20 protein-coding genes and 1 tRNA gene are annotated in these 25,318 nt (G+C 75.3%); 10 read left to right on the forward strand and 11 right to left on the reverse strand.

Going from position 1 to position 25,318, the window contains the following annotated elements; genetic code table 11:
* Nucleotides 1-49: 49 nt before the first annotated feature.
* On the reverse strand, nt 50-1,471 hold the full coding sequence (locus tag OO48_RS10230; RefSeq protein ID WP_033214342.1) for a PP2C family protein-serine/threonine phosphatase: 1,422 nt from the start codon (nt 1,469-1,471) through the stop codon (nt 50-52).
* Nucleotides 1,472-1,866: 395 nt separating this feature from the next.
* On the opposite strand from OO48_RS10230, the gene OO48_RS10235 reads away from it, so the two are divergent.
* Nucleotides 1,867-2,529: a bifunctional DNA primase/polymerase gene (locus OO48_RS10235; RefSeq protein WP_051731951.1), complete on the forward strand. Its 663-nt coding sequence runs from the start codon at nt 1,867-1,869 to the stop codon at nt 2,527-2,529.
* 243 nt (nt 2,530-2,772) lie between these two features.
* Here the strand turns inward: OO48_RS10235 and OO48_RS10240 are convergent, their stop codons facing one another.
* The 4 genes from OO48_RS10240 to OO48_RS10255 all read right to left on the reverse strand — a co-directional run bounded on the left by OO48_RS10240 (nt 2,773) and on the right by OO48_RS10255 (nt 6,835).
* Nucleotides 2,773-3,750 (reverse strand): DUF5926 family protein, encoded by a 978-nt coding sequence (locus tag OO48_RS10240; RefSeq protein WP_033214343.1) that lies wholly within the window; start codon nt 3,748-3,750, stop codon nt 2,773-2,775.
* A gap of 74 nt (nt 3,751-3,824) precedes the next feature.
* Nucleotides 3,825-4,319: an ATP-binding protein gene (locus OO48_RS10245; RefSeq protein WP_167346436.1), complete on the reverse strand. Its 495-nt coding sequence runs from the start codon at nt 4,317-4,319 to the stop codon at nt 3,825-3,827.
* A gap of 246 nt (nt 4,320-4,565) precedes the next feature.
* Nucleotides 4,566-5,312, reverse strand: coding sequence for a glycerophosphodiester phosphodiesterase (locus tag OO48_RS10250; RefSeq protein ID WP_033214490.1), 747 nt, complete (start codon nt 5,310-5,312; stop codon nt 4,566-4,568).
* Between the two features lie 152 nt (nt 5,313-5,464).
* On the reverse strand, nt 5,465-6,835 hold the full coding sequence (locus tag OO48_RS10255; protein ID WP_033214344.1) for a purine-cytosine permease family protein: 1,371 nt from the start codon (nt 6,833-6,835) through the stop codon (nt 5,465-5,467).
* 441 nt (nt 6,836-7,276) lie between these two features.
* Between OO48_RS10255 and OO48_RS10260 the strand changes: the two genes are divergently transcribed.
* Both OO48_RS10260 and OO48_RS10265 read left to right on the forward strand, forming a co-directional pair.
* Nucleotides 7,277-8,941 (forward strand): S1C family serine protease, encoded by a 1,665-nt coding sequence (locus OO48_RS10260; RefSeq protein WP_033214345.1) that lies wholly within the window; start codon nt 7,277-7,279, stop codon nt 8,939-8,941.
* A 60-nt stretch (nt 8,942-9,001) separates the two neighbouring features.
* Nucleotides 9,002-9,087, forward strand: a tRNA-Ser gene (locus OO48_RS10265).
* 71 nt (nt 9,088-9,158) lie between these two features.
* Here the strand turns inward: OO48_RS10265 and OO48_RS10270 are convergent.
* The 3 genes from OO48_RS10270 to OO48_RS10280 form a co-directional block, all read right to left on the reverse strand.
* Nucleotides 9,159-9,746 (reverse strand): NUDIX hydrolase, encoded by a 588-nt coding sequence (locus tag OO48_RS10270; protein ID WP_033214346.1) that lies wholly within the window; start codon nt 9,744-9,746, stop codon nt 9,159-9,161.
* A 5-nt stretch (nt 9,747-9,751) separates the two neighbouring features.
* A complete protein-coding gene (locus OO48_RS10275) occupies nt 9,752-11,245 on the reverse strand; it encodes a hypothetical protein (RefSeq protein ID WP_033214352.1) in 1,494 nt (497 codons plus the stop codon).
* A 79-nt stretch (nt 11,246-11,324) separates the two neighbouring features.
* Nucleotides 11,325-11,546, reverse strand: a complete 222-nt coding sequence (locus OO48_RS10280; RefSeq protein WP_033214354.1) for a hypothetical protein — start codon at nt 11,544-11,546, stop codon at nt 11,325-11,327.
* Nucleotides 11,547-11,651: 105 nt separating this feature from the next.
* On the opposite strand from OO48_RS10280, the gene OO48_RS10285 reads away from it, so the two are divergent.
* Together OO48_RS10285 and OO48_RS10290 are read left to right on the forward strand one after the other, a co-directional pair.
* The gene (locus OO48_RS10285) at nt 11,652-13,016 is read left to right on the forward strand and encodes an FAD-binding oxidoreductase (protein ID WP_033214356.1); all 1,365 of its coding nucleotides are present in this window, start codon (nt 11,652-11,654) and stop codon (nt 13,014-13,016) included.
* Between the two features lie 513 nt (nt 13,017-13,529).
* Nucleotides 13,530-13,862, forward strand: a complete 333-nt coding sequence (locus OO48_RS10290; RefSeq protein ID WP_033214358.1) for a hypothetical protein — start codon at nt 13,530-13,532, stop codon at nt 13,860-13,862.
* A 253-nt stretch (nt 13,863-14,115) separates the two neighbouring features.
* Here the strand turns inward: OO48_RS10290 and OO48_RS10295 are convergent, their stop codons facing one another.
* Entirely contained in the window at nt 14,116-15,132 is a 1,017-nt protein-coding gene (locus OO48_RS10295; protein ID WP_157845415.1) for an EamA family transporter, read from the reverse strand.
* Between the two features lie 140 nt (nt 15,133-15,272).
* Between OO48_RS10295 and OO48_RS10300 the strand changes: the two genes are divergently transcribed.
* The 3 genes from OO48_RS10300 to OO48_RS10310 all read left to right on the forward strand — a co-directional run bounded on the left by OO48_RS10300 (nt 15,273) and on the right by OO48_RS10310 (nt 18,906).
* Nucleotides 15,273-16,319 carry a DUF1906 domain-containing protein gene (locus OO48_RS10300; protein ID WP_051731953.1) on the forward strand — a complete coding sequence of 349 codons (1,047 nt, stop codon included), beginning with the start codon at nt 15,273-15,275 and terminating at the stop codon, nt 16,317-16,319.
* Between the two features lie 227 nt (nt 16,320-16,546).
* Nucleotides 16,547-18,217: a long-chain fatty acid--CoA ligase gene (locus OO48_RS10305; RefSeq protein ID WP_033214360.1), complete on the forward strand. Its 1,671-nt coding sequence runs from the start codon at nt 16,547-16,549 to the stop codon at nt 18,215-18,217.
* A 119-nt stretch (nt 18,218-18,336) separates the two neighbouring features.
* Nucleotides 18,337-18,906, forward strand: a complete 570-nt coding sequence (locus tag OO48_RS10310) for a DUF4396 domain-containing protein (protein ID WP_033214362.1) — start codon at nt 18,337-18,339, stop codon at nt 18,904-18,906.
* Nucleotides 18,907-18,934: 28 nt separating this feature from the next.
* On the opposite strand, the gene OO48_RS10315 is transcribed toward OO48_RS10310, so the two are convergent.
* A complete protein-coding gene (locus OO48_RS10315) occupies nt 18,935-19,660 on the reverse strand; it encodes a hypothetical protein (protein WP_033214363.1) in 726 nt (241 codons plus the stop codon).
* A 134-nt stretch (nt 19,661-19,794) separates the two neighbouring features.
* Between OO48_RS10315 and OO48_RS10320 the strand changes: the two genes are divergently transcribed.
* Both OO48_RS10320 and OO48_RS10325 read left to right on the forward strand, forming a co-directional pair.
* A complete protein-coding gene (locus OO48_RS10320; RefSeq protein WP_033214365.1) occupies nt 19,795-20,472 on the forward strand; it encodes a response regulator transcription factor in 678 nt (225 codons plus the stop codon).
* Nucleotides 20,465-21,916: a sensor histidine kinase gene (locus OO48_RS10325; RefSeq protein WP_051731954.1), complete on the forward strand. Its 1,452-nt coding sequence runs from the start codon at nt 20,465-20,467 to the stop codon at nt 21,914-21,916. Before OO48_RS10320 ends, OO48_RS10325 begins: the two co-directional genes overlap by 8 nt.
* Nucleotides 21,917-21,923: 7 nt before the next feature.
* Here OO48_RS10325 and OO48_RS10330 read toward each other — a convergent pair whose 3' ends face one another.
* Entirely contained in the window at nt 21,924-25,301 is a 3,378-nt protein-coding gene (locus OO48_RS10330; protein ID WP_033214367.1) for a hybrid sensor histidine kinase/response regulator, read from the reverse strand.
* Between the last annotated feature and the right edge of the window lie 17 nt (nt 25,302-25,318).

The following is a 25,318-nucleotide window of genomic DNA, read 5'->3' on the forward strand; positions in this document are numbered from 1 at the left end:
TGTTCGAGGGCAGGAAGAGCGACCGGTATCCGGAGTCCGGGGACCGGTCCTACTCGAAGCGGACGGCCAGCAGCACCAGGTCGTCCGCGCCCGGCTCGCCGCCGCCGGCCTGCTCCAGCAGGTGGGCGCAGAGCCGGTCCGGGTCGATCCGGACGTCGCGCGGGGCGTCGGCGGCGGCCCGGCGCAGCGCGCTCTGCCCGGCGTGCAGGTTCGGGGCGAAGCGGCGGGCCAGGCCCTCGGTGTACAGCACCAGCACGTCGCCGCGCTCCGCGGTGAGCTCCACCCCGGGGGCCTCCCAGCAGCTGAGCATGCCCAGCGGCGCGGACAGCGAGGTCTCGACGAAGTTCGCCCCGTAGCGGGTGAGCAGCACCGGCGGGCAGTTGGCCGCGCCGGCCAGCGCGATCCGGCGCTCGGCCGGGTCGACGCAGGCGTAGACGGCGGTGGCGGAGCGGGTCGGCTCGGTGGTCTTCAGCAGCAGTTCGAGGTCGCCGAGCACCGAGACCGGGTCCTCGCCCTCCAGCACCGCGTAGGCGCGCAGCGCGGACCGCACCCGGCCCATCGCGGCGGCGGCGCCCACGCCCGAGCCGGGCCCGGCGCTGGGGCCGCCGCCGAGCACGCTGCCCACGGTCAGGCCCAGGGTGTCGTCGGGCAGCGCGATCGCGTCGTACCAGTCGCTGCCGGCGGACCGCTCCAGCGCGGCGGGCACGCAGCGCACGGCGACCTTCAGGCCGGCCCGGGAGGCCAGGTGGTCGGGCAGCAGCGAGCGGCGCAGCGCCTCGGCGGCGCGCACCGCCCGGTCCGCCTCCAGCTGGCGGGCCAGCAGCGGGGCGGCGAACTCGCAGTAGCGGCGCGCCAGGTGCTCGCGGCGCTCGTCCGGGCTGCCCGGCTCGTCGTAGAACCAGGCGGCGGCGCCGAGCGGGCCCTCAGGGCCGCCGGGCAGCGGCAGCGCGTAGCAGGCGCCGAGGCCGAGCTGCTCGGCGACCTCGCGGAAGCGGGGGCCGACGGCCGGGTCGGCGGCCAGGTCGGCGATCAGCAGCCGGCCCTCGGGGCCGGGGCGGCCGAGCAGTCCGGCGAACGGTCCGTGCTCGACCGGGACGGTCTCCAGCGCGCCGAGCATCGCCCGGTCCAGGCCGAGCCCGACCGGGCGGGCCGGCTGGCGGTCCGGCCCCGGCGGCAGCGTCACCACCAGGCCGCGGCGGGCGCCGAGCAGCGCGGCGCCGGAGTCCAGCAGCGCGTCCAGGGTGCCGGTCAGGCCGTCGGCCCTGGCCAGCAGCTCCAGGTGCTCCTGCAGGCTGGTGAAATCGGACAGCCATCCGGCCAAACGGTCCTGCAGGTCGGCGGAGGGCACCTCGCCGAGCTCCGGCAGGAGTTCGGGCAGCCGCTCCGGCGGCACCGGAGCGGCCGCAGCCGGGGCGGGCGTCAGCGCCGTGGCCGCGGGCGCGGTGGACGCCAACGGGTGGACGTCGGTCATGTCGCAACTCCCCACAATCCGGAACGTGTCACGCGAGACCACCGAGACCGACCGAAACGATGTCTTTACTCACTACTCGGCATGTTTCCCCCACTTGTACACAGGCCGATCGGGGCATGTCCAGGAGTGCGGCGGCCGAACGTGCCAGGGATCGTATGCGCAGGCCGCCGGGGCACCACCCGGGGCGGGGCGCACTCACTCGTACGGTGGAACCGGGGGCCGGGCGGCCGCGTCCATCCGGGCGTATGGGGGATTCTCGTTCCAGCGGCGGGTAGTCGAGACGCACACGCACCGCCCGTCCCCCCGAGCACGCCGACCACGACGTCCGACCGGTCAGACGATCGCACCGACCGTGCCGCGCGCCCCGATGTGAACGCGGAAAGGAACGAGCCGCCATGCGCCCACCCCGCCGAGAGCAGCTGTCCGAGCGCGCCGGCCGGTGGTGGCCGGGCCGCCGGAGCCACTCGCTGGCGCTCGCCGCCGCCCTGGAGGCCGCCACCGGGTGCGGCTGGCCGGTACTGCCGGGCGCGCGGGCGCTGCGCGGCGCGCCGGGCCCGTGCTCGTGCGCCGACCGGTCCTGCGCGATGCCCGGCGGGCACCCGCACGACCCGCCGCTGGAGGCGGCCACCACCGATCCGCGGATGGTGCGCTGGTGGTGGGAGCGGCGGGCGCCGGGCGCCCCGGTGCTGGCGGCGACCGGGCGGGCTTTGGGCGCGGTGAGCCTGCCGCGCCCGGCCGGGCCGTGGCTCCTGCGGCACCTGGAGGAGATCGGCGTCCCGTGCGGCCCGGTGCTCGGCACGCCGGGCCGGTTCGTGCTGCTGACCGCGCCGTACACGCTGCCGGAACTGGGCGGGCTGCTGGCCGAACGGCCCTGGGTGCCGGGCGTGTTGCGCTACCACGGGCCGGGCGGGTACCTGGTGCTGCCGCCGTCCCGGACGGGCGCGGGCCCGGTGCACTGGGTGCGCCGGCCGGGGCCGGGGCGGCCCTGGCTGCCGGAGGTCGGGACGCTGCTGGGCGGGCTGATCACGGCCAGCGCGGTCGCGCTGCCGCAGCGCTGACCCGGCGCCCGGCGGTGCCCGGCCCGTTGACGCCCGGTCAGCCCGACCGCGGGAAACGGCCCAGAACGCAAAAGTCCGACCGCTGGCGACGGGGGATGCACCAGCGGTCGGACGTTTCAAACAGTAACAAAGATCCGGCTCCGCGCCAATTTGTCCACGCCGAAAGGCCTTTGGGATTCACGGTGGCCTTCCGGAGAACGCCGGGAAATGTGACGCAGGTCACTCCGCCGGCGGTTCGGGCGGTCAGTTCAGGGTGATCTGACGGCTCACCAGGTTGGCCCGGGCCCGGCGCTCCTCGGCGGTCAGCGGCGCGGGCGCGGCCAGCACCTCGGCCAGCTTCGCGGCGAACTCCACGGCCGGCTTCTCCACCTCGGCGGCGGTCATCTCCACCGGCAGGTCCCACACCGGGACGGTCAGGCCGTGCGCCCGGAACGAGCCGACCAGCTTGGTGCCCTCGCCCAGCGAGCTGTCACCGGCCGCCGACAGCCGGGCCAGCGCGTCCAGCAACTGCTCCTCGGGGACGGTCATGACCCAGCGCAGGTGGTTCTTGTCCGGGGTGCCGCACCAGTACGCGGAGTCCACCCCGGCCAGCTTCTCGGTCGGGATCGCCGAGGCGTTGGCCCGCTCCAGCGAGGCCGCCACCTCGCCGGTCGCCGCCTCGGCGTCCTCCAGCCAGAACTCGAAGCCGGTGTGCACCTCGGGCTCGAACGGGGCCGAGGTGTCCAGCAGCTCCTGCAGGCGGCGGCCGCCCGGGTTGGTCCGGCGGGCCGGCACCGGGGTGCCCGGCTCGGTGGCCAGCGCCAGCTCCAGCGCGTCCGCCAGGTCGCGGCTCAGGTCGCCGGAGGAGGACTGCGTCTGCAGGCCCAGCAGGATCGACCCGTCCGGGCGGCGCAGGGCCGGCCAGGCCAGCGGCAGCACCGTCGCCAGCGTCACCGACGGGACGTCGCCGACGGCCTCGTCGGCCACCCCGGGGGCCAGCGCCAGCGGCACCGTCGCGGCCGGGACCAGCTCGCGCAGGGCCACCCAGTCGGCCTCGCCCGGCAGGCCCTCGAACGGGCGGTGCACCAACTCCTGCACCGCGTGCGCCGCCTGACGGCCGTGGCAGGCCTTGTACCGGCGGCCCGAGCCGCACGGGCACGCCTCGCGCGCCCCGACGACCGGGACCTCGCCCTCGACGGCGGTGGACTGGCTGGGCTGCTTCTTGGCGGCCTTCTTGGCCATGGTGCGGCTCTCCCGGGGAGGTCGGACGTTGCACCGGGCAGCCTACTTCGCCCGCGCCGCCCCGCCCGGGCCGCTCAGGCGCTGCGCCGCCGCCCGCCGCTCGCGACCTGCCCGAACGCCGACAGCTGCGCCCACACCGTCACCTGACCGGGTGCGTGCCGCACGCCCCAGTCCCTGGCGAGCTTGCCCACGATGCTCAGGCCCCGGCCGCCGTGCGCCGTCACCGAGGGGCTGGCCGGGACCGGCCGGGTCACCGCCCCGCCGTCCGTCACCTCCAGCGTCAGCAGGCCGTCGGCGAGCATCTGCCAACTCACCAGCACCGTGCCGCCCTCCGCCGCCTCGTCCACCGCGTCGCCTTCCGGTTCCAGCGGTCTCGCGTGCCGACAGGAATTGCTGAGCAGTTCGGAGAGGATCAACACCGCGTCGTCAATCACCGCTTCCGGTATCGACCGGTCGCCGAGATCGCTGCGCAGCCTGCGCCGCGCGGTCGAAACACTGGCCGGCCCGTGCGGAACCGCCATGGCCGATGAGGTCGACCCGGCCTGAACTGGCACAGCTCGCGCCACCATCAACGCCACCCCCGGACCTCCTTCAGCTTCTGCCGAGGGATGGATGCCCGCAGGTAATGCGTCGGAAACGGACGTTCGACGATCCGATGCCCGCATTAACGACATCCGCGCGGACCGCGGGCAAAAGGTGAGGGGCCCCTCACGTTCCATCCCGGTGATCAGCGGGAAACGCCGTCCGGAAATACCCCGTTCGGTATTTCTGTCACGCGATTGGGCGGCGGGTGCCACCCGGCCGACCGGGCCGGTTCAGCGGCCGAGCCGGGCCAGCACCTCGGCCGGACGGTTGGTGATCAGCGCCTCCACGCCGAGCTCCAGGCAGAGTTCGACGTCCTCCGGCCGGTCCACCGTCCACACGTGCACCCGGTGCCCGGCCCGGCGCAGCGCCGTCACCAGGCTCGGGTTCCGCCGCACCAGCTCGATGCCCGGACCCGCGATCGAGGCGCCGCCCGGCAGCGACCCGGTCCGGCCCAGCAGCGGCAGCCGGCGCTCCAGCAGGTACACCCGGGGCAGTGCCGGGGCGGCCCGCCGGACGCGGTGCAGGGCCAGCTCGGAGAAGCTCATCACCCGCACCGCCGACTCCTCCGGCGCGGCCGGCAGCAGCCCGAACCGGCCCAGCACCCGCAGCAGTTCGGACTCCACCCGGCCCGCGTACCGCACCGGGTGCTTGGTCTCGACCGCCAGTTCCACCCGCCGCCCGGCGTCCGCGACCAGTTCCAGCAGCCGCTCCAGGGTGAGCACCGAACCGCGCCGCGGCTCCCCGGGGTGCTTCCACGAACCGAAGTCCAGCGCGGAGAGCTGAGCCAGCGTCATCGCCGACACCGCGCCCCGCCCGTCGGAGGTCCGTTCCACCGTGCGGTCGTGCACGCACACCAGCCGCCCGTCCGCGGTGAGCCGGACGTCGCACTCCAGTCCGTCCGCGCCCTCCTCCAGCGCCCGCCGGTACGCCTCCTCGGTGTGCTCCGGCAGCGCCGCCGAGGAGCCCCGGTGGGCGATCACCTTGACCGCCGAGCGGTCGACGCGGTCCGTCCGGGCGGCGGGCGAACCGGCCGCGCTGTGCTGGGTGTCCACGCCGACCACCGTACGCGGCGCCCGGTGACCGCCGTCCCCCCGGCACGGCGGCGGGCGGGTGAACAGCCCCCCTCCGCTCAGGGGCGCCCGGCCGCCCGCGGGCGCTCCAGCCGGCCCACCGCGAGCGTGACCAGCGCCGCCACCAGGAACGAGAACAGCGAGGCCGAGGACCACGCCCGCGGGGTGAAGTGCACCGCCCGCTGGACGTCCTCCCAGAACCCGGTCCACCAGGTGCCGATGGCGGACGGGGCGAGCAACTGGTACACCGCGAAGCCCACCGCCCACGGCAGCAGCATCAACCGGCGCGCCGGGGCGTCCTGCTCCAGGTTCCAGCCGCGCCGTCCCGCCCCCAGGAAGTAGTCCGCCGCCAGCACCGCGAACAGCGGCACGAACACCGAGCCGATCAGGCCCAGGAACCCGTAGTACGAGTCGGTGAACTCCTTGATCTGCAGCGCCAGCACCGTCACCAGCACGCCGATCCCGCCGGTCAGCACCCGGCGGTCCACCCGCGGCCACAGGTTGTGGACCGACATCGCCGTCGAGTAGACGTTCGCGAACGACTGGTCGGTCTCCCGCAGCACCAGCACCAGCAGGAACGCCCAGCCCGCCGCCACGCCGGTGAACGACTCGAAGATCCGGCTCTCGTCCCCGCCCGACTGCAGCAGCGCCACCACGCCCAGCACGTAGCACCACACCTGGGCCGCCGAGTAGCCGGAGAACGTCGCCCAGAACGCCTTCGACGAACTGCGCGCGTGCCGGGTGTAGTCGGCGGCCAGCGGCACGAACGACACCGACACCGCGATCACCGCGTCCGTCGCGGGCAGGAAGCCGTCCCAGTTGCCCGCGCCCGGGTCCGGGAGGCCCTGCCGGGCGAACTGCACCGTGAAGTACACCATCGCCGCGCCCACCGCGACCGCCACGTACTTGCGCAGCACCGCGATCGCGCCCAGCGGCCAGATCGTCAGCACCGTGGTGAGCACGCCCGCCAGCAGCACGAACAGCCAGCGCCAGCCCTCGGTGCCGGACACCGTCTGCGCGCCCCAGGCCACCACCGTCAGCTCGTACACGCCCCAGCCGACGCACTGCACGATGTTCAGCACCGTCGGCACGTACGACAACCGGGTGCCGAACAGGCCGCGCAGCACCGCCATCGCCGGCGCGCCGGTGCGGGCGCCCACCAGGGCCGCCACCGCCAGCATCGCGGTGCCGATCACGGTGCCGGCGACGATCGCCGTCACGGCGGCGGCGAAGCCCAGCTCGTGGCCGGACGCGCCGAGCACCGTCGCGGCGCTGGTGAAGCCGATCAGGCTCACCCCGAGGTTCGCCCACAGCGCGAACAGCGCCCGGAAGTCCAGGGTGCGCGGCGGGGCGGTGTCGAGGGTCAGCGGGGCCTCGGCGCGCGCCTCGGGGGCGCGCTCGGAAAGCTGGGCAGACGGAACAGCCGTCATGGCCGATACTCCCTACGCCGGCATTACCCGGACAGGTTCCGGCGGTCAGCACCCCCTCGGCCGTGGTGGCGTCACCGCCATGCCCTACGGTCGAACCGGCGCACTCTCAGCCTGGCTGGTCCAAGCTCCCGCGACGTTCTTCGGTTTACAGGAGCGAAAGGCTAGCCTCCGGGCGGGGGAACGCCAAGACCGGGGGCGGTCCGTCCGCATCGCGGGCAGCCGCCCGGCACGCCGTCGCGCACCGCCCCGCACGTCACGGAGCCAGGTCACGGGCATGTCGCTGTGCATGTCAGATCGGGCTAAGGCTTCTCATGATTTCTTCAGGGGCCCGCTTACGGTGTCCGAATCCGGCATAGGAAAAACTGTGCCCCGAGGTTGTGAACCGTGACCCCGGCGCCGCGGTTCGCGGCCGAAGGTTCTGTTCAGCGATGGAGGTCGTCCGTGAGCACCGAGCACGCGAGTGGTACCACCCCGCCGGAGAAGGCCACCGAGCCCACCGGCACCGAGGCGGTGGCCGCCGGCTCCGGTACCCCCGCCGCGCCCGCCTACCTGGACGCGCCGCCGCCGGTGCTGCCCCCGGCCCCGGCGGTGCCCGCGGCCGAGCAGACCATCCAGCTCGGCAAGGTCCCGGACGCGCCCGTCGCTCCGGTGGACGCGCCGCCGCCGTTCCGGAGCCCGTACGGCCGGGCCGCCGAGCCCGTCAGCCCGTACGAGGCCGCCACCGCGCCCGCCCCGGCGCTGTCCGCGCCCGCCGCGCCCGCCGTGGCCGCGCCCGTGCTGCAGGACGGCCGACCCGTCCCCGGCGGCCCGTACGGCCCGGGCGACCCGTCCGTCCCCCAGCAGCCGCACCACCCGTTCGGCGCCGGCCAGCCGGTCGGCGGCTGGGGCCACCCGTCCGGCTCCGACCCGGCGGGCGGCGCCGGCGACGGCGGGCCCGGCACGCCGTGGGGCGCGCCGCAGCCCGGCTCCGGCGGCCCCGGCAAGCGCAAGCGCGGCTCGCTGATCGCCCTGGTCGCGGCCGTCGCCCTGGTGGCGGGCCTGGCCGGCGGCGCGATCGGCGCCTCGGTCACCGACGACGGCGGGAACGGCGGCAGCGGTGCCAGCCACAGCAGCACCACCGTCAGCGTCGGCGACACCCACAAGAACCTCGACCGGGCCCCCGAGTCCGTCGCCGGGATCGCCGCGAAGGCGCTGCCGTCCACCGTCACCATCAAGGCCGAGGGCTCCAGCGAGTCCGGCACCGGCACCGGGTTCGTCTTCGACACCGAGGGCCACATCCTCACCAACAACCACGTGGTCGCCCCCGCCGCCAACGGCGGCAAGCTCACCGTCAAGTTCTCCGACGGCTCCTCGTACGGCGCCTCGGTCGTCGGCCGCGCCCAGGGCTACGACGTCGCGGTCGTCCGCCTGGACAACCCGCCCACCGACAAGCTCGTCCCGCTGCCGCTCGGCGACTCCGACAAGGTCGCCATCGGCGACGCCACCATCGCCATCGGCGCCCCCTACGGCCTGGAGGGCACCGTCACCACCGGCATCATCTCCGCCAAGGACCGCCCGGTGGCCTCCGGCGACGAGACCGGCGCGCAGGCCTCCTACATGAACGCCCTGCAGACCGACGCCTCGATCAACCCGGGCAACTCCGGCGGCCCGCTGCTCGACGCGGCCGGCTCGGTGATCGGCATCAACTCCGCGATCCAGTCCAACAACAGCGGCACCGGCCGGGCCGGCTCCATCGGCCTCGGCTTCGCCATCCCGATCAACCAGGCCAAGTGGGTCGCCCAGACCCTGATCAAGGACGGCACCCCCGTCTACGCGATCCTCGGCGTCCTGCGCAACGACAACTACAACGGCGACGGCGCCCAGATCTCCACCACCGCCGTGCAGGGGACCCCCGCCGTCACCCCCGGCGGCCCCGCCGACCAGGCCGGCCTCAAGGCCGGCGACGTCATCACCAAGCTCGGCGGCATCACCATCGACAGCGGCCCCACCCTGGTCAGCGAGATCTGGACGCACAAGCCCGGCGAGAAGGTCGAGGTCGAGTACAAGCGCGACGGCAAGGCCGCCAAGACCACCGTCACCCTCGGCGAACGCAAGGGCGACAACTGACCCCGCCCCGAAACGGAGTGCACCTGGGCCGCTCCGACCCGTTAGGCTGGCCTCCGCCTAGGAGGGTTGCCCGAGCGGCCTAAGGGACCAGTCTTGAAAACTGTCGTGGCTTCGCGCCACCGTGGGTTCAAATCCCACACCCTCCGCCGGAGAACGGCCCCCGACCAGCAGCGGCACGGTCGGGGGCCGTCGCCTTTCCCGGGGCCGGGTGGCGGGGTCAGTGCGGGAGGAGGCCGTGGACCCGGGCGAGGGTGAGGGCGGCGAGGGTCATGGCGTCGTCGAGGCGGCCGGTGGTGATCCAGCGGGGGAGGTCGGGGAGGGGCAGCCAGCGGGACTCGGTGACCTCCTCGGGGGTGAGGGGGGCGCCGGGGGCGCCGGTGACGGTGGCGTGGACGACGGCGACGGGATCGGCGAGCAGGCCGGAGTCGGGGGTCATGGTGCCGAGGAGGGCGAACTCGGCTTCCGGGACGCCGAGTTCCTCGTGGAGCTCGGCGCGGGCGGTGACCAGCGGGTCCGCGCCGTGCGAGAAGCCGCGGGGCAGGCCCCACTGGAGGCGGCCGACGGGGTAGCGGTAGGTGCGCACCAGCCCGACGGTCCCGTCGCGGACGGGGAGGACCACCACGCCGAGGCCCTTGCCGCGGTGGTGGATCCGCAGGTGGCGCCCGTCGGCGCCGTCCGGGAAGGCGACTTCGTCGTCGTAGACGTCGACGAAGCGGTTGCGGTAGGCGAGCACCTCGCGGGTGCGCCGGATGGCGTCCCGCTCCTCGGCGTCCGCGTCGCCGCTGCCGCCACCGCTGTCCGTCATGGCGGTCAGCCTCTCACGTCGACCACGCGTCCCAGGGCGCACGCCGTCCGCCGGGTGCGCCGGCGTCCGGAGACGGACTGCTTGGTCCTGCCGTAGAGCAGGCTGCCGACCGCGCCCGCGGCGGTCGCCGAGTAGCTGAGCAGGCCGGGCAGGTGCCACGCCTCGGTGGCCAGGGTGGGGCCGATGGCGCCCGCGGCGGTGAGCACCATCTCGACCAGGGAACCGCCGCGCGTGGAGACCTCGGCCCGGCTGCCGATGATGCCGGCGACGCGGACCAGGTGGGCGTCGAGTGCCGCGCGGGCGGCCCGCTGGTCCTCGGCGGTGCGCAGCGCCTCGACGCCCCGCCAGAACGGGGACCTGTCGCGGGGTTCGGCCCGGGCCCGCAGCAGGGCGGCGACCGCGTCGGTGGCGTTCGCGCGCAGGGCGGCCAGCCGGGTGCGGGCCTGTTCGTCGGTGAGCGCGGCGGCGGCGTCGACCTCGATCCTGAACAGCGGGGGCGTCCCGTCCGCGGCGGGGGCCGGGGGCAGCCAGGCGGTGGGACGGGCCCGGGAGCGGTACTGGGCGAGGGCGAGTTCCTGGGCGACGGCGCGGCCGGCCAGCCGGTGCTCGTCGAGGGCGAGGCTGGTGGAGAGGGTGGCGTCGGCGACGCCGACGGAGTCGACCACGATGACGTTGTAGAGGGTGTCGACGAACTCGACGAGCAGGGCGAGCGTCTCGGGGTCGTCGATGATCTGCGCGGGGGTGCGCCCGTCGGGGTCACCGGGCCAGGGGAGGGGCAGGCGCAGCCGGCTGCGGTTGTCGAAGTGCTCCGGGCGGTCGGTGCCGAGACGGCGGATCGTGGCGGCCAGGGCGGCGTGGACGTCCCGGTGGTGCTCGGGCAGCTGCGCGGCGGAGCGGCCCATCGGCGAGGACGGGTCGGCCGCGCCGACCACCAGCTCGCCCAGTCGGTACGCGTGGGCGGGGGGCTTGGCGTCGACGGGCGGCCAGTCGAACTCGTCGGCGATCAGCCGCAGCCCGGCGGCCCGTTCGTCGTCGAGCCACGGGGCCCGGCGCAGCCGCTCGAAGTCGGCGGCTTGTTCGTGCAGTTCGCCCGGATCGAGGTCGTGCGCGGCGGGGTCGTTGAGTTCGGGCAGCAGGTGGCTGAGGAACGGCTGCGCGGGGTCGGCGGTCCGGGCCCGGGCCAGGATCCGGTCGACGGCCTCCCGGTAGGACCGGGCGCCGTGCAGGTGGACCCGGAACGGGTGATCGGAGGCGGCGGCGTCGGTCCTGGCCCGCAGGACGTCGGTGGCGACGCGCAGGAACGCGTACGAGTCGAAGGCGTACGACTGCGGGACGACGACGGTCCGGCCGAGCGCCAGCGTCATCAGCACCTCGGTGAACACCTGCAGGTGCGCCTCCTCGGCGTACTCCCCGGCCGGCTGCCCGGGCCGGGGCCGCAGGGTGCGGGAGGAGTCGAGCGACTCCAGGTACTGGTACCGGGTGGTGCTGGTGCGTGCCATGAGCGTCCCCCCTGGATGCCGGCCTTCGGGACGGGACGCTACCCGGGACGGCGGGCGGTGAACACCGGGAGTGCTCGACTCAGAACAGGGTGGGCGGGACGTCCGGGGCGGGGAGGCCGGGGAGGGCGTCCTGCCACAGGGTGGCTTCGGTGAGGGGGAGTTGGCGCATGCTGCCGGTGCAGAGGCTGAGGGAGCGGCGGTCGCGCTTGTGGTCGTGGATGACGCCGTAGCCGGTGCGGCGGGTGGGCATGAGGGCGACCGGGCGGTCGCAGTCGGGGCACTGGATCCGGGGTGCGCGCATGGGACCAGGGTGCCGGAGCGGACCGACACCGCGGGAGGGGCCGACGGGTGGTTGTCTGGGAGGGGCCGAGGGGGAAGAGTGCGGACGAGTCGAGTGGAGGTTGCCGTGAGTGGGTTGGTCGAACGGCTGCGCGCGGGGCTGCCGGACGGGGCGGTCGCGGTCGATCCGGACGTGACGGCCGCGTACGCGCGGGACATGGCCGGGTTCTGCGCGGCGGGTGATCCGGCGGTGCTGGTGTTCCCGGAGACGGTCGAGCAGGTCCGGTTCGTGCTGCGGACGGCGACCGAACTGCGGGTGCCGGTGGTGCCGCAGGGCGCCCGGACGGGCCTGTCGGGCGGGGCGAACGCGGTGGACGGCTGCGTGCTGCTCTCGCTGACCAGGATGAACCGGATCCTGTGCCTCGACCCGGTGGACCGGATCGCCGTGGTGCAGCCGGGCGTGGTCAACGCCGAGCTGTCCCGCGCCGCCGAGGCCCTGGGCCTGGCCTACCCGCCGGACCCGTCGAGCTGGGAGTCCTGCACCATCGGCGGCAACATCGGCACCGGCGCCGGCGGCCTGTGCTGCGTGAAGTACGGAGTCACCGCCGAGTACGTGCTCGGCCTGGACGTGGTGCTGGCCGACGGACGCCTGCTGCGGACGGGCCGGCGCACCGCGAAGGGCGTGGCCGGGTACGACCTGACCCGGCTGCTGGTCGGCTCGGAGGGCACGCTGGGCGTGGTCGTCGAGGCGGTGCTGGCACTGCGGCCCGCGCCCGCACCGCAACTGGTGCTGGCCGCGGAGTTCGACTCGGTGGACGCCGCCGGGCAGGCGGTGTGCGAGGTGATGGCGGCCGGGCACACGCCCTCGCTGATGGAGCTGATGGACGCCACCACCGTCCGGGCGGTGAACGAGATGGCCCGCATGGGCCTGCCGGAGTCGACCCGGGCGCTGCTGCTGGTCGCCTTCGACGGCCCGGACCAGCGGGAGCGGCTGGCCGCGGTCGGCGAACTGTGCGCCGCCGCCGGAGCCACCGCCGTGGTCCCGGCCGAGGACCGGGCGGAGTCCGAACTGCTGCTGCAGGCCCGCCGCTTGTCGCTGCCCGCCCTGGAACGGCTGGGCACCACGATGATCGACGACGTGGCGGTGCCGCGCAGCGCGCTGGCCGCGATGCTGGGCGGCGTCGCGGAGATCGCCGACCGCCACCGCCTGACCATCGGCGTGGTCTCGCACGCGGGCGACGGCAACACCCACCCGGTGGTGATCTTCGACGCCAAGGACGAGGAGCAGACGGCCCGGGCCCGCAGCTCCTTCGACGAGATCATGGCGCTCGGCCTGGAACTGGGCGGAACGGTGACCGGGGAGCACGGCATCGGCCTGCTGAAGCGCGAGTGGCTGGCCCGGGAGCTGGGCCCGGTCGGGCTGGAGCTGCAGCGGCAGATCAAGGCGGCGTTCGATCCGCTGGGCATCCTCAACCCGGGAAAGATGATCTGACACCGGTGTTCCGGTGCTGAACCTTCGAACACCCCCGGCTACTTTCCCGACCATCACAAGGATGCGGTCGGATAACCCGCGGGAATCCGCCCGGCCGGAATGATCCGGCATCCGGATGGTATGAGGATCCGGCCCGTCGGTCGAAATGTCGACTTCGCGCGGTCACCCGCCTCGAACGGGGCGTGAGCAGACGATCCGTGCGCCCCGAGGCTTGCGCGACTCGCCGGGAAGCGGCTGTCGTGCGCCCGCCCGGACGGGGTGTCGGCTGCCGCCGTCCGGGCGAAGTGGCAGCTCGTGGGCGGTGTGTCTGCCGACGAACCGATCGGCTCGGGATTATGCGCCGTCGTCGCCGCGTCACGCTAATGGGGGAAAAGGTTCGGTGGTGCTGGTGCTTTGTCGATTTGTTGCGGAAGTCTGTTCCTCGGCGTCGCAGCCCCGGAGCCTCGTCTGGCCGCGAACTCCGGAAAACTTTTTCGTTTGGCGATACCGAGCAAGAATCGACGGAGGAATCCCATGGCGCGCTTCCGCACCACACGCCTGGCCGCGCTGGTCGCGTCCGTCCCGCTCGCAGCAGGTCTGCTGCTGGCCGGGGCGGGTGTCTCGGCGGCCGACAGCGGTGCGGCTGCCGACCACGGCTCGAACAGCGGCGTGGTCTCGGACTTCGGCAGCGGCAACATCTTCGGGTCGGTGGACGGCAACTACAACTCCACCCAGCAGACGGCGACCGGTGCCGGTGCGTCGAACCAGAACAACACGCTCGGGGTGAAGGGCGACTCGGGCGTCGTCCACGCCGACCAGTCCGACAAGAACTTCGACTTCGTCTTCGCGCCGGTCTACTCGTACTGACCTTCCGGCGGGAGGTGCGGACGGACCGGCGGGGGCGCCGGACCGGACGGAGCACGGACCGCCGGGCACCCGGGAGTGGAAAGGGTCAACCGCCTCGGGGCGCGCAGACGCACGACGATCAGAACGCCTCGGGGGCGCGGCACCGCCACGGCGGGAGGCCGCGCCCCCGAGGCGTTTCCCCGGCGGGGCGGGAGGCGGGGCGGGAGGCGGGGCGAGGAGCGGGGGAGGGAACGGAGCGGCCCGGCGCCGCGGTTCAGCGGCGCGCCGTGAGCGTCGCGCCGACGCTCGCGGCGACCACGCAGCAGATGCCCAGCACCTGCGGCAGGCCGAGGACCTGGCCGAGCACCAGCAGCCCGACCAGCGCGCTGACCGCCGGGTCCAGGCTGACGACCACGCTGAACACCCGCTGCGACATCCGGCGCAGCGCGGTCATCTCCAGCGCGTACGGCAGCACCGGGAAGAGCAGGGCGACGCCCGCGACGGCGAGCAGCAGCAGGACGGGGGAGGCGGAGCCGGACAGGCCGTGCAGCGCCTCGGCGGCGCCGAACGGGGCGAGGGCGACCGTGCCGATGGTGAACGAGACGGCCAGGCCCTCGAAGCCCTTGAAGGCCGCGCCGACCTTGTCGGTGAACAGGATGTAGCCGGCGTAGCAGGCCGCCGCGCCGAACGCGTAGGCCAGGCCGGTCGGGTCGAGGCCGCCGGAACCGCCGTCACCGCCCAGCAGGGTGAGCAGGAGGACCCCGGCGGCGGCCAGCAGCGCCCACAGCACGTGCCCGGCGCGGCGGGCGAAGACCAGGGCGACGGCCAGCGGGCCGAGGAACTCGATGGTGGCGGCGGTGCCCATCGGCAGCCGGTCGACGGCCCCCGCGAACAGCAGCGTCATCCCGGCGGAGGCGAGGCCCAGCAGTCCGGCCATCGCCAGGTCGCGCGGGCTGCGGCCGCGCAGCCGGGGCCGGGTGACGGCGAGCAGCACGACGGCCGCGAAGGAGATCCGCAGGAAGGTCGCGCCCGCCACTCCCAGCACCCCGAACAGCGGCTTGGACGCGGCCACGCCGAGCTGCACCGCCAGCATCGACACCAGGCACAGCACCGGCGCGGGCACGCTCCCCAGCCGCGAGCGCAGGCCGCCCCCCGTGCCGCGCGGCATGCCGCGTCGGAGCTTGCCGACCGTCCGGGTCTGGGCCCGGGAGGTATCGGCATCCGCCTTCGATATGGAGGCGATGCTCGGGAGTTCGCTGCTGCTTTCAACGGTGAGGGACGTTCCTGGCATGTGATCGAGTCTGGCGTAAGGAGTGGTTATGGTCAAAGCCGGTTACCGGTGAGCTGCGTCGCAGGGCCACCCGGGTGAGGCGGCGGCACCGGCGGCGTGTCCTGCGCGGAGGCGTGGCGGGCCGTCAGTAGTTCTGGAGGGTGCGCTACCTCGGCCCGGCGGCTCTGACGGCCGCGTCACTCGTCCTGCTGCTCGCCACCGACCAGGACGCCGTCGGAATGCTGGCGGCCGGTCCGTCGGCCGCCCCCGCCCGCGCCGGGAGCCGGGCGGCCGCCCCCGCCCAGGCGGGCCCGGCCCGGGCCGCCCCCGGGCCCGCCGCCCAGCGGATGTCCACCGTGGCGCACCAGGCCGCCCCGCTGACGGCCGCCGGGATGGCCGCCGGGGTCGCCGCCACGGCCGCCGAGCCGCCGCCCGTCCGGCTGAGCCGCACGGTGCTGTCCGACCCGCTGCGCTCGCGCCGGAGCCCGCTGCCCGTCGAGGTGTTCACCGGCGCCGGGTTCGACGCCTGCACGGCGCCTCCGCTGGAGACCATGCGGGCCTGGTGGGGCACCTCTCCGTACGGTGCGGTCGGGATCTACACCAGCGGGCGGCAGCGGGCCTGCGCGCAGCCCCGGCTGACGGCCGACTGGGTGCGGGAGGTCCGGGAGACGGGGTGGCGGCTGATCCCGACCCACGTCGGGCGGCAGGCCCCGTGCATGACGGCGAGCGGCAAGGCCCAGCGGATCGACCCGGCGAAGGCGGTGCAGCAGGGCGAGGAGGAGGCCGCCGAGGCGGTGCGCGCGGTGCGGAACCTGGGGCTGCGCACCGGCACCCCGGTCTACCTGGACATCGAGGCGTACCCGCGCGGCGACTCGGCGTGCAGCCAGGCGGTCATGGACTTCACCGTCGGCTGGACGCAGGCGCTGCACCGGGCGGGTTTCCGCTCCGGCTTCTACTCCTCCACCGACGCGGGCATCGCCGACCTGGCCGCCGCCGCCCGGGCCGGCAGCGCGCCGCTGCCGGACGCGGTCTGGTACGCCCGCTGGGACGACCGGGCCACCACCACCGACGGCGCGGGCCGGCTCGGCGACGACCTGTGGGCCGACCACGCCCGGATCCACCAGTACCACGGCAACGCCCAGGAGACGTACGGGGGCGCCGCGCTGACCGTCGACCGCAACCAGGTGGACGGCCCGGTCGCCCGCTGAGCGGGTGGCCCGCCCCCGTCCGGACGCGGCGGGCCCGGCCCGCTCCCCCGGCCGTCCGCCCGGCGCCGCCACGCCCCGGGCTCGGACGTACACGTCTCGTGACCTGCGCGGGAGGGGTCGGTCTCATCTCGGTTGCGACTGCTGACAGCAGGGGAGGACCGGGGAAACAATCGTAGGAGTCGGTTGCTACCTGCGAGTAGCGACGTGCCGCCGGTCAAGGAGGACCCGTGTACAGCACGATGCAGGACGTTCCGCTCACCGTCGCCCGAATTCTGCAGCACGGGTCCACCGTCCACGGCCGTTCGACCGTCACCACCTGGACCGAGCGCGGCCCCGAGGTGCGGACCTTCGCCGAGATCGGGGCCCGCGCCGCGCAGCTGGCCCATGCGCTGCGCGAGGAGTTCGGAGTCTCCCGGGGGGAGGCGGTCGGCACCCTGATGTGGAACAACACCGAGCACCAGGAGGCGTACCTGGCGATACCGTCGATGGGCGCCGTGCTGCACACCCTGAACCTGCGGCTGCCCGCCCACCAGCTGGTCTACATCGTCAAGCACGCCGCGGACCGGGTGGTGATCGTCAACGGCTCGGTGCTGCCGCTGCTGGCCGCCGTGCTGCCGCAGCTGGCCGGCACCGTCGAGCACGTCGTGGTGGCGGGGGCGTACGACCCGGCGCTGCTGGCCGGGTTCGGCGGGACGGTGCACGACTACGAGGAGCTGCTGGCGGGCCGCCCGACCGACTACCCGTGGCAGACCGACATCGACGAGAAGCAGGCCGCCGCGCTCTGCTACACCTCCGGCACCACCGGCGACCCCAAGGGCGTGGTCTACAGCCACCGCTCGATCTACCTGCACTCGATGCAGATCATCGCCGCCTCCAGCTTCGGCCTGACCGCCCGGGACACCGTGCTGCCGGTCGTCCCGATGTTCCACGTCAACGCCTGGGGCATCCCGCACGCGGCGTTCATGACCGGCGCGAGCCTGCTGATGCCGGACCGCTTCCTGCAGCCCAAGCCGCTCGCCGAGATGATCGACCGGATCAAGCCGACCTTCGGCGCCGCCGTCCCGACCATCTGGACCGGCCTGCTGGACGAGCTGGACGCCGGCGACTACGACACCTCCGCCCTGGAGACCGTCGTCATCGGCGGCTCGGCCTGTCCGCCCGCGCTGATGAGGGCCTTCGAGGAGCGGCACGGCATCCGGGTGATCCACGCCTGGGGCATGACCGAGACCTCTCCGCTGGGCACCGTCGCCCACCCGCCGGCCGGCGTCACCGGCGAGGAGGAGTGGGCGTACCGGGTCACCCAGGGCGTCTTCCCGGCCTCCGTGCAGGCCCGGCTGATCGGCCCCGGCGGCGAGGCGGTGCCGCACGACGGCGTCGCCGAGGGCGAGCTGGAGGTGCGCGGGCCGTGGATCGCCGGGGCGTACTTCGGCGGCGCGGGCAACGAGGCCGAGGCGCCCGAGGACAAGTTCAGCCCGGACGGCTGGCTGCGCACCGGCGACGTCGGCACCATCACCGCCGACGGCTACCTGACGCTCACCGACCGCGCCAAGGACGTGATCAAGTCCGGCGGCGAGTGGATCAGCTCGGTGGCGCTGGAGAACCACCTGATGGCCCACCCCGAGGTCGCCGAGGCCGCCGTGGTGGCCGTCCCGGACGAGAAGTGGGGCGAGCGCCCGCTGGCCACCGTGGTGCTGCGCCCGGGTGCCGCGGCCGGCCTCCCCGAGCTGCGGGCCTTCCTGGCCGAGCGGGTCGCCTCCTGGCAGTTGCCGGAGCGCTGGTCGCTGATCGAGTCGGTGCCGAAGACCTCGGTCGGCAAGTTCGACAAGAAGGTGATCCGGGCGGACTACGCGGCCGACCGCCTCGACGTGACGGTGCTCGGCAAGGCGGACCGGGGCTGACGCCCGGCGGCCCGACGGCCCTCCTCGCGAAGATCCGGAAAACAGGTTCGGAATACCCCATGGGGGTATAGCGTTCCTGTCGTCGGGGCAACCCGCCGGACCGGACGAGGAGGGCCGTCATGGAGCACCACGCGCACCCGCAGCACGAGCACCACCACGCACAGCACGAGCACCACACCGGCCACGAGCACCACGCAGGCCACACCGGCCACGCAGGCCACCCGGGTCACACCGGCCACGAGCAGCCCGCTCACGACAGCAGCTGGCGCACCGCCGCGCAGGCGACGCTGCACTGCCTCACCGGCTGCGCCGTCGGCGAGGTGCTCGGCCAGGTGATCGGCGTGGGCTTCGGCCTGCACAACGGCGCGACGGTGGCGCTGTCGATCGCGCTCGCCTTCGTGTTCGGCTACGCGCTGACCATGCGCGGCGTGCTGAAGGCCGGCCTGCCCTTCCGGGACGCGCTGAAGGTCGCCCTGGCCGCCGACACCGTGTCGATCGTCGTCATGGAGCTGATCGACAACGGCGTCATGGTGGCCGTCCCCGGGGCGATGGACGCGGGCCTCGGCCAGCTCCTGTTCTGGGTGTCGCTGGCCGGCTCCCTGGTGCTGGCCTTCCTGGTCACCGTCCCGGTCAACCGCTGGCTGATCGGCCGGGGCCGGGGCCACGCGGTGGTCCACGCCTACCACTGACCCCCGCCCCGGCGGCCCGGCCCGGACCTCAGCGCCCGGCGGCGACGGTGTTGCCGGTGACCGACCCGTCGGTGCCGTCCACCGTCACCAGGTGGCGGACGCCGTCCGCGCCGAGCACCTCCACCGACCAGGAACTGCCGCCGCCCTCGCGGCCGACCACCGCGAGGGCGGCCACCTTGCCGTTCGGGACGGCCGCGGCGGCCTTGGCCAGCGCCTGGTCGGCGGGGACGGCGGGCAGCGCGGCGGGGGCGAGCTTCCCGCCCGCGCCGCCCGTACCGACCGACCCGTCCGGGCCCTCCAGGACGGTGACCCCGGGCGGCAGCGTCCCGTCGCCGGGAAGGACCTTGACCGCTCCGTCCTTGCCGGTGACCACCAACCGGCCGTTCGAGCCGGGCAGTCCGGGCAGTCCGGGGAGGTCGGGGAGGCCGGGGGCGCGGATCGGGCCCTTCACCGCGTAGGCGCGGTCGAACCCGGGCGCCGAGCGTTCGTGGTGCCGCTCCAGCGCCACCCCCGCCCCGACCGCCACCGCGCCCAGCACGACCGCCACGGCGGCCCCCAGCGCCCAGCGCGCCCCGCGCCGCCGGGGCAGCCGCAGCGAACGCCGGGGCGTGGCCGGAACGGTCGGCGCGGCCGGCGCGGCCTCGGCCTCCGGCAGCGACGGCTTGGTCAGCTCGGGCCCGGGTTCGGCGGCGCGCACCGATTCGGACACGGACTCGGACTCGGATTCGGGCGCGGGCGACTGCGGTTCGGACATGCGGGTACGACCCCCTCGTGGGAACGCGGCCGGGACGGTCCCGTCCGGCCGGGCGCCCAGCATGCAGCCGCCCGCCTGAAGCCAGGCTGAAGCCGCCCCGCCGCTCGGACCGGACGCCTGCGACGCTGTGTGCCATGCGCGTACTGGTGGTGGAGGACGAACGGCGGCTCGCCGCCGCGCTGCAGCGCGGCCTGCGGGCCGAGGGCTTCGCCGTCGACCTCGCCCACGACGGCGAGGAGGGGCTGTGGCTGGCCACCGAGCACGACTACGACGTGATCGTGCTCGACATCATGCTGCCCGGACTGAACGGCTACCGGGTCTGCGCCCGACTGCGCGCGGCCGGTGACGAGACACCGATCCTGATGCTCACCGCCAAGGACGGCGAACTCGACGAGGCCGAGGCCCTGGACACCGGCGCCGACGACTTCCTCTCCAAGCCGTTCTCGTACGTGGTGCTGGTCGCCCGGCTGCGCGCCCTGGTCCGCCGCACCGGGCGCCGCCTGCCGCAGACCCTGGAGTTCGGCGACCTGGCGATCGACCCGGCCCGCCGCACCTGCACCCGGTCGGGCACCGAAGTGCGGCTGACCACCCGGGAGTTCGCGGTGCTGGAGTGCCTGGCCCGGGCGTCCGGCGGGGTGGTGTCCAAGCGGGAGATCCTGGAGAGCGTCTGGGACGCCGCGTTCGACGGCGACCCCAACATCGTCGAGGTGCACATCAGCGCCCTGCGCCGGAAGATCGACGCCCCGTTCGGCCGCAGCGCGGTCGGCACGGTGCGCGGGGCCGGCTACCGGCTGGCGGTGGACGGTGGCTGACCGGACGAGGGCCCTGCGCCGCGCCCTGCGCCGCCTGGTGCCGCGCTCGGTGCGGGCCCGGGCGACCTTCGCCGCCACCGCCGTGGTCGCCCTCGCCCTGGGCGGGACGGCGGTGGCGCTGCTCGGCGTGCTGCAGGCCAACCTGACCCGGGACGTCCGCAACAGCGCCGCCCGGCAGGTCGACAAGGTGGCCGCGCTGGCGGCGCGCGAACACCTGCCGCCGGTCATCCTGTGGCCCGGCGACAGCTCGATCCAGGTCTTCGACGACCGGGGACGGCTGATCTCCGCCACCATCGACGCGGCGCCCCGCCCCGTCCCGCCGTTCCCCGTCCCGCCGCTCCCCGGCCTGCCCGGCCCGGCCGCCCCGGACAAGTACCGGCCCCCGGGCGCGGAGGCCGATCCGAAGGGCGTCGAGGCTCCGGGCGAGGTCAGGCAGCGGGTGGTGTCGATGTCCGTCACCGGCCAGGACGGGCAGCTCGTCATCTACGGGTCGGCCTCCCTGGGCCCGGTGGACGCGGCCGGCCGGACCGCCGCCGCCGCGCTCGCCGTCGCGCTGCCGCTGCTGGTGGCGCTGGTGGCCCTGGTGACCTGGCGGGTGACCGGCCGGGCACTGCGCCCGGTGGAGGCGATCCGCTCCGAGGTCGCCGAGATCACCGGCCACGACCTGCACCGCCGGGTGCCCGTGCCGCACACCGGCGACGAGGTCTCCCGGCTGGCCGTCACCGTCAACTCCACCCTGGACCGGCTGGAGGACGCCGGGCAGCGCCAGCGCCGCTTCATCGCCGACGCCTCGCACGAACTGCGCAGCCCCATCGCCGTGCTGCGCACCCAGCTGGAGGTCGCACTGGCCCACCCCGACCCGGAACTGTGGCCCGAACTGCTCGCCGACGCCCTGCAGGACACCGTCCGCCTGCAGGACCTCGCCGCGGACCTGCTGCTGCTCGCCCGGCTGGACGCCGCCGACCCGGTCGCCACCGAACTCCTCGACCTGGACGTGCTGTTCGCCGACGTGCTGGACGCCAGGACCGCCGACCGCGTCCCCGTCCGGGCCGAACTCGCTTACGGGGCGAGGGTGCTGGGCAACCGCACCTGGCTGACCAGGCTGCTCACCAACCTGGTGGACAACGCCCAGCGCTACGCGGACAGCCGGGTCGAGGTCCAACTCGCCGTGGTCGAGGGGGAGGTGGTGCTGGAGGTGCGCGACGACGGACCCGGCATCCCGGAGCCGGACCGGGAGCGGGTGTTCGAGCGGTTCACCCGGCTCGACGACGCCCGCAGCCGCGAACTCGGCGGCGCGGGGCTGGGGTTGGCCATCGCCCGGGATCTCGCCGAGCACCACGGCGGCACCCTGGCCGCCGAATGCCCGACTGCGGCCGAACACCCGCACGGCGCGCGGCTGGTGGCCCGCCTCCCACTGGCCGGGCCACTCCCGAAGGTAAGTTGACGCCCCGTCAGAAGGATGTGCCGCTGCCCGCCGTCACGGCCTGGCCCAGAGCGCCGATCCGGGCCAGCAGTTCGACGATCCGGCCCTGCACGTCCTCGGTGGTGGAGCGCTCGGCGAGGAACAGCACGTTCTCGCCGGTGCGCAGCCCGGCCCGGGCCTGCGGGTCCAGGTCGGCCGAGGTGTAGACGACCAGCGGGGTGCGGTGCAGCCGATCGTTGGCGCGCAGCCAGTCGAGCAGCCCGAGGTCGCGGTGGTCGAGGTTCCGACGCTCGATCCGCTGCAGGTCCAGCACCACCAGGTTCGGCTGGATGCCGCTGGCCCGGGCCACCGCCTCGCTCTCGTCGGAGGCGTGCTCGACGTGCATGCCGCGCCGCTCCAGGCTGGCCACCAGCGCCGCCGCCACCTCCGGGTCGGACTCCACCAGCAGCACCCGGGCCGCGTGGTTCTCGCCGTCCCGGGGCGCGAGCGCCCGCAGCAGCACCGCCGGGTCCGCACCGTACGCGGCGTCCCGGGTGGCCTGGCCGAGGCCGGCGGCCAGCAGCACCGGCACCCGCCCGGCCAGCGCGGCGGTGCGCAGCGACTGCAGCGCGGTGCGGGTGATCGGGCCGGTCAGCGGGTCGACGAACAGCGCGGCGGGGGCCTGCGGCACCTGCGCGTCCACCTCCTCGCGGGAGGCGACGACGACCGGGCGGAAGCCGCGGGTCTCCAGCGCGCCCCGGGTGGACGGGTCGGGTTCGGGCCACACCAGCAGCGGGCGCGGGCCGTCCGGCGCCTGGTCGCGGGCGGGGGCGAGCTCGGCGACCGGCCGGGGCGGGGTGCGCCCCTCGACCGGGGCGCCGCCGGACAGCGCCAGGGCCGAGCCCGGGCCGCCGCCCTCGCCGGGGCCGCCCTGCGGGGCCTGCCCGTTCAGGCGCTGCCCGTTCAGCAGCGTCGGGTCGACCGCGGACGGGGTGCTCCCGGCGGCGGGCAGCGCGTTCGCGGCGGGCGCCTGGCCGGGCGCCTGGGCGCCGGGGAAGGCCGCCGGGAAGCCACCCATCGGCCGGGGCGGCAGCAGTTCGCCCAGGCCGCTGCCGACCGGCTGCGGCCGGTCCTCCCCGCCGGGGGCGTCCGCCGGGGCGGGCAGCGCCGGTGCGGCGGGCCGGGCGACCTCCAGCGCGCCGGACTCCGACGGCCCGGCCTGCGCCGCCGCGGGCTGCTGGGCACCGACCTGCTGGGGACCGACCTGCTGGGCCCCGGCGGACGCCTCGGCGCCGGGGTCCTCGCCGGCGGACGGCGCGGGGGCGGCGGCGGGGACGGGCGGCAGGACGGCGGTGACCTCCTCCGCGCTCTCCGCCAGGTCGGCGGGCAGCGCGAGCCGCCGCCGGCGCCCGGTGGGCTGGGCGGTCGGGGTGACCGGCTCCGGCGTCGAGACCGCCAGCGCGTTCTCCAGGCCGGGGTAGAGCGGCGTCCCGGGGTCGGGCACGCCGGGGATGTGCAGCGCCCCGGAGCTGTCTCCGGGCGCGGTCTGGGCGGCCCGGCGGGCCCGCCGCCCGGAGCGGGCGGCGCCCTCGGCGCCCTCGGCGGCGAGGCCGCGGCCGGAGGTGTCGTCCGGGCCCGGCCCGGCGCCGAGCGCGATCGGCCCGCGCGGGGCCTCCCCGCGCCGCGCCGCGTCCGCGGCCTCGGCGGCCCGGGCCCGGCGCCGTCCGGAGCCCTGGGTGTCGTCGGCGCGGGCCTCGGCACCGGCCTCGCCCGCATCGCCCTCTGACGGTGCGTCGGCGGCCGGCCGCGGCTCGGCCGGGGGGGACTGGCCCGGCAGGTCCGGGATCATCGCGGTGTCGGAGTCCTTGGGGACGTGCTGCTGCTTGTCCGGCCCGCCGGACGCGTCGCCGTCGGGGTCGAGCGGCAGTTCCACCACGTAGGTGGCGCCGGCCCCGGCGGGCAGGTCGTGGCGCTGCAGCACCCCGCCGTGCCGCTCGACGGCGGCGCGGGCGATCGGCAGGTGGACGGCGCTGGAGCTGCGGGCGGGGCCGCGCACCTCGACCCGGGCGACGTCGCCGCGCCGGGCGGCGGCCAGCACCACCATCGGGAGCTGCTCGCCGGCCGGCGCGGGCCCGGCGAACGGCACCCCGGCGGGGACGGCCTCGCCCTCGGCCCGGGCGGGCTCGGGGACGGGCGTGACGCCGCTGACGTCGGCGACCAGGTGGGCCAGCGCCTGGGCGAGCCGCTCGCGGTCGGCGAGCACCTTCACGGCGGCGGCGTGCACCGAGTAGCGGACCCGGCCGGGCCCGACCAGTTCCCCGGCCCGGTCGACGGCGAGCTGCACGACCTCGTCCAGGCCGACCCGCTCGCGCTCCAGGGAGGCCCTGCCGCGGTCGGCGGCGGCCTCGAAGCGCTGGTGCTCCAGGACGCCGTCGATCAGCTTGCCGAACCGGCGGCACTCGTCGGCGAGCCGGCGCAGCGTCCAGTTGGCCTCGGGCCACAGCTGCCCGGCGGGATCGGCGGCGAGCGCGTCGATCCGGGCGTGCAGGGCGGTGAGCGCCCCGCCGAGCTCGGACTCCAGGACGGCGGTGAGGTGCTCGTTTCGGGCGGCGAGGGCGAGCTCGTGGGTGCGGTCGGTGAAGGTCATCACCGCGCCGACCAGCTGCTCGCCGTCCCGGACCGGGGCGGTGGTCAGGTCGACGGTGACCGGGCGGCCGTCCTTGCGCCACAGCACGGTGTTGCGGATCCGGTGCTTGCGGCCGGAGTGCAGGGTGTCCATCAGCGCGGAGCTCTCGGCGGCGAGCGGGCTGCCGTCGGGCTGCGAGTGCTGGATCAGCGGGTGCAGCTCGCGGCCGCCGAGCTCGCTGGCCCGGAAGTCCAGGATGTGCGCGGCGGCCGGGTTGACCAGCACCACGCGGCCCTCCAGGTCGACGCCGAGGACGCCCTCGGCGGCGGCCCGCAGGATCATCTCGGTCTGCTTGTGCTGGCGCCGCAGCTCGGACTCCACCCCGAGGCGGGCCGACATGTCGCGGACGAGGAGCAGCAGCAGGCCCTGGTCGTTGGTGGCGAAGGACAGGAAGCCGTGGGCCTCCCCGCCGCCCTCGTCGGTGAAGTCGTTGCCGGACACCTCGACGGTGAAGGCGGTGCCGTCGGTGCGGCGGGCGGTCATTCGGACCGGTCGGTCCAGGCTCTCGGTCTCGCTCGCGGGGGGCCGCATGGAACCCGGGATCCGACTGGGGTCGAACTCCGGCAGCAGGTCCAGCACGCCCATTCCGACCAGCGAGGTGCCGGGAGCTTGCAGGCTCTCCACGGCGGCCTTGTTGACGTCGACCACGGTGCCGTTGCTGTTCACCAGCAGCAGCGGGTCGGGCAGTGCATCGAGTATCGCGGCGAGGCGAGCAGCGCCTCGGGTCGGCCTGCTGCTCACGTCGACAGGTCTCCTCA

The sequence above is a fragment of the Kitasatospora phosalacinea genome (assembly GCF_000716545.1).
In the GTDB taxonomy this organism is placed as follows: domain Bacteria; phylum Actinomycetota; class Actinomycetes; order Streptomycetales; family Streptomycetaceae; genus Kitasatospora; species Kitasatospora phosalacinea.

Excerpts from the sequence above, each read along its gene's own strand:
- OO48_RS10245 (WP_167346436.1), bottom strand. The coding sequence starts at position 4,319 with ATGGTGGCGCGAGCTGTGCCAGTTCAGGCCGGGTCGACCTCATCGGCC.
- OO48_RS10235 (WP_051731951.1), top strand. The coding sequence starts at position 1,867 with ATGCGCCCACCCCGCCGAGAGCAGCTGTCCGAGCGCGCCGGCCGGTGG.
- OO48_RS10315 (WP_033214363.1), bottom strand. The coding sequence starts at position 19,660 with ATGTCCGAACCGCAGTCGCCCGCGCCCGAATCCGAGTCCGAGTCCGTG.
- OO48_RS10240 (WP_033214343.1), bottom strand. The coding sequence starts at position 3,750 with ATGGCCAAGAAGGCCGCCAAGAAGCAGCCCAGCCAGTCCACCGCCGTC.
- OO48_RS10290 (WP_033214358.1), top strand. The coding sequence starts at position 13,530 with ATGGCGCGCTTCCGCACCACACGCCTGGCCGCGCTGGTCGCGTCCGTC.
- OO48_RS10310 (WP_033214362.1), top strand. The coding sequence starts at position 18,337 with ATGGAGCACCACGCGCACCCGCAGCACGAGCACCACCACGCACAGCAC.
- OO48_RS10270 (WP_033214346.1), bottom strand. The coding sequence starts at position 9,746 with ATGACGGACAGCGGTGGCGGCAGCGGCGACGCGGACGCCGAGGAGCGG.
- OO48_RS10280 (WP_033214354.1), bottom strand. The coding sequence starts at position 11,546 with ATGCGCGCACCCCGGATCCAGTGCCCCGACTGCGACCGCCCGGTCGCC.
- OO48_RS10255 (WP_033214344.1), bottom strand. The coding sequence starts at position 6,835 with ATGACGGCTGTTCCGTCTGCCCAGCTTTCCGAGCGCGCCCCCGAGGCG.
- OO48_RS10320 (WP_033214365.1), top strand. The coding sequence starts at position 19,795 with ATGCGCGTACTGGTGGTGGAGGACGAACGGCGGCTCGCCGCCGCGCTG.
- OO48_RS10275 (WP_033214352.1), bottom strand. The coding sequence starts at position 11,245 with ATGGCACGCACCAGCACCACCCGGTACCAGTACCTGGAGTCGCTCGAC.
- OO48_RS10230 (WP_033214342.1), bottom strand. The coding sequence starts at position 1,471 with ATGACCGACGTCCACCCGTTGGCGTCCACCGCGCCCGCGGCCACGGCG.
- OO48_RS10295 (WP_157845415.1), bottom strand. The coding sequence starts at position 15,132 with ATGCCAGGAACGTCCCTCACCGTTGAAAGCAGCAGCGAACTCCCGAGC.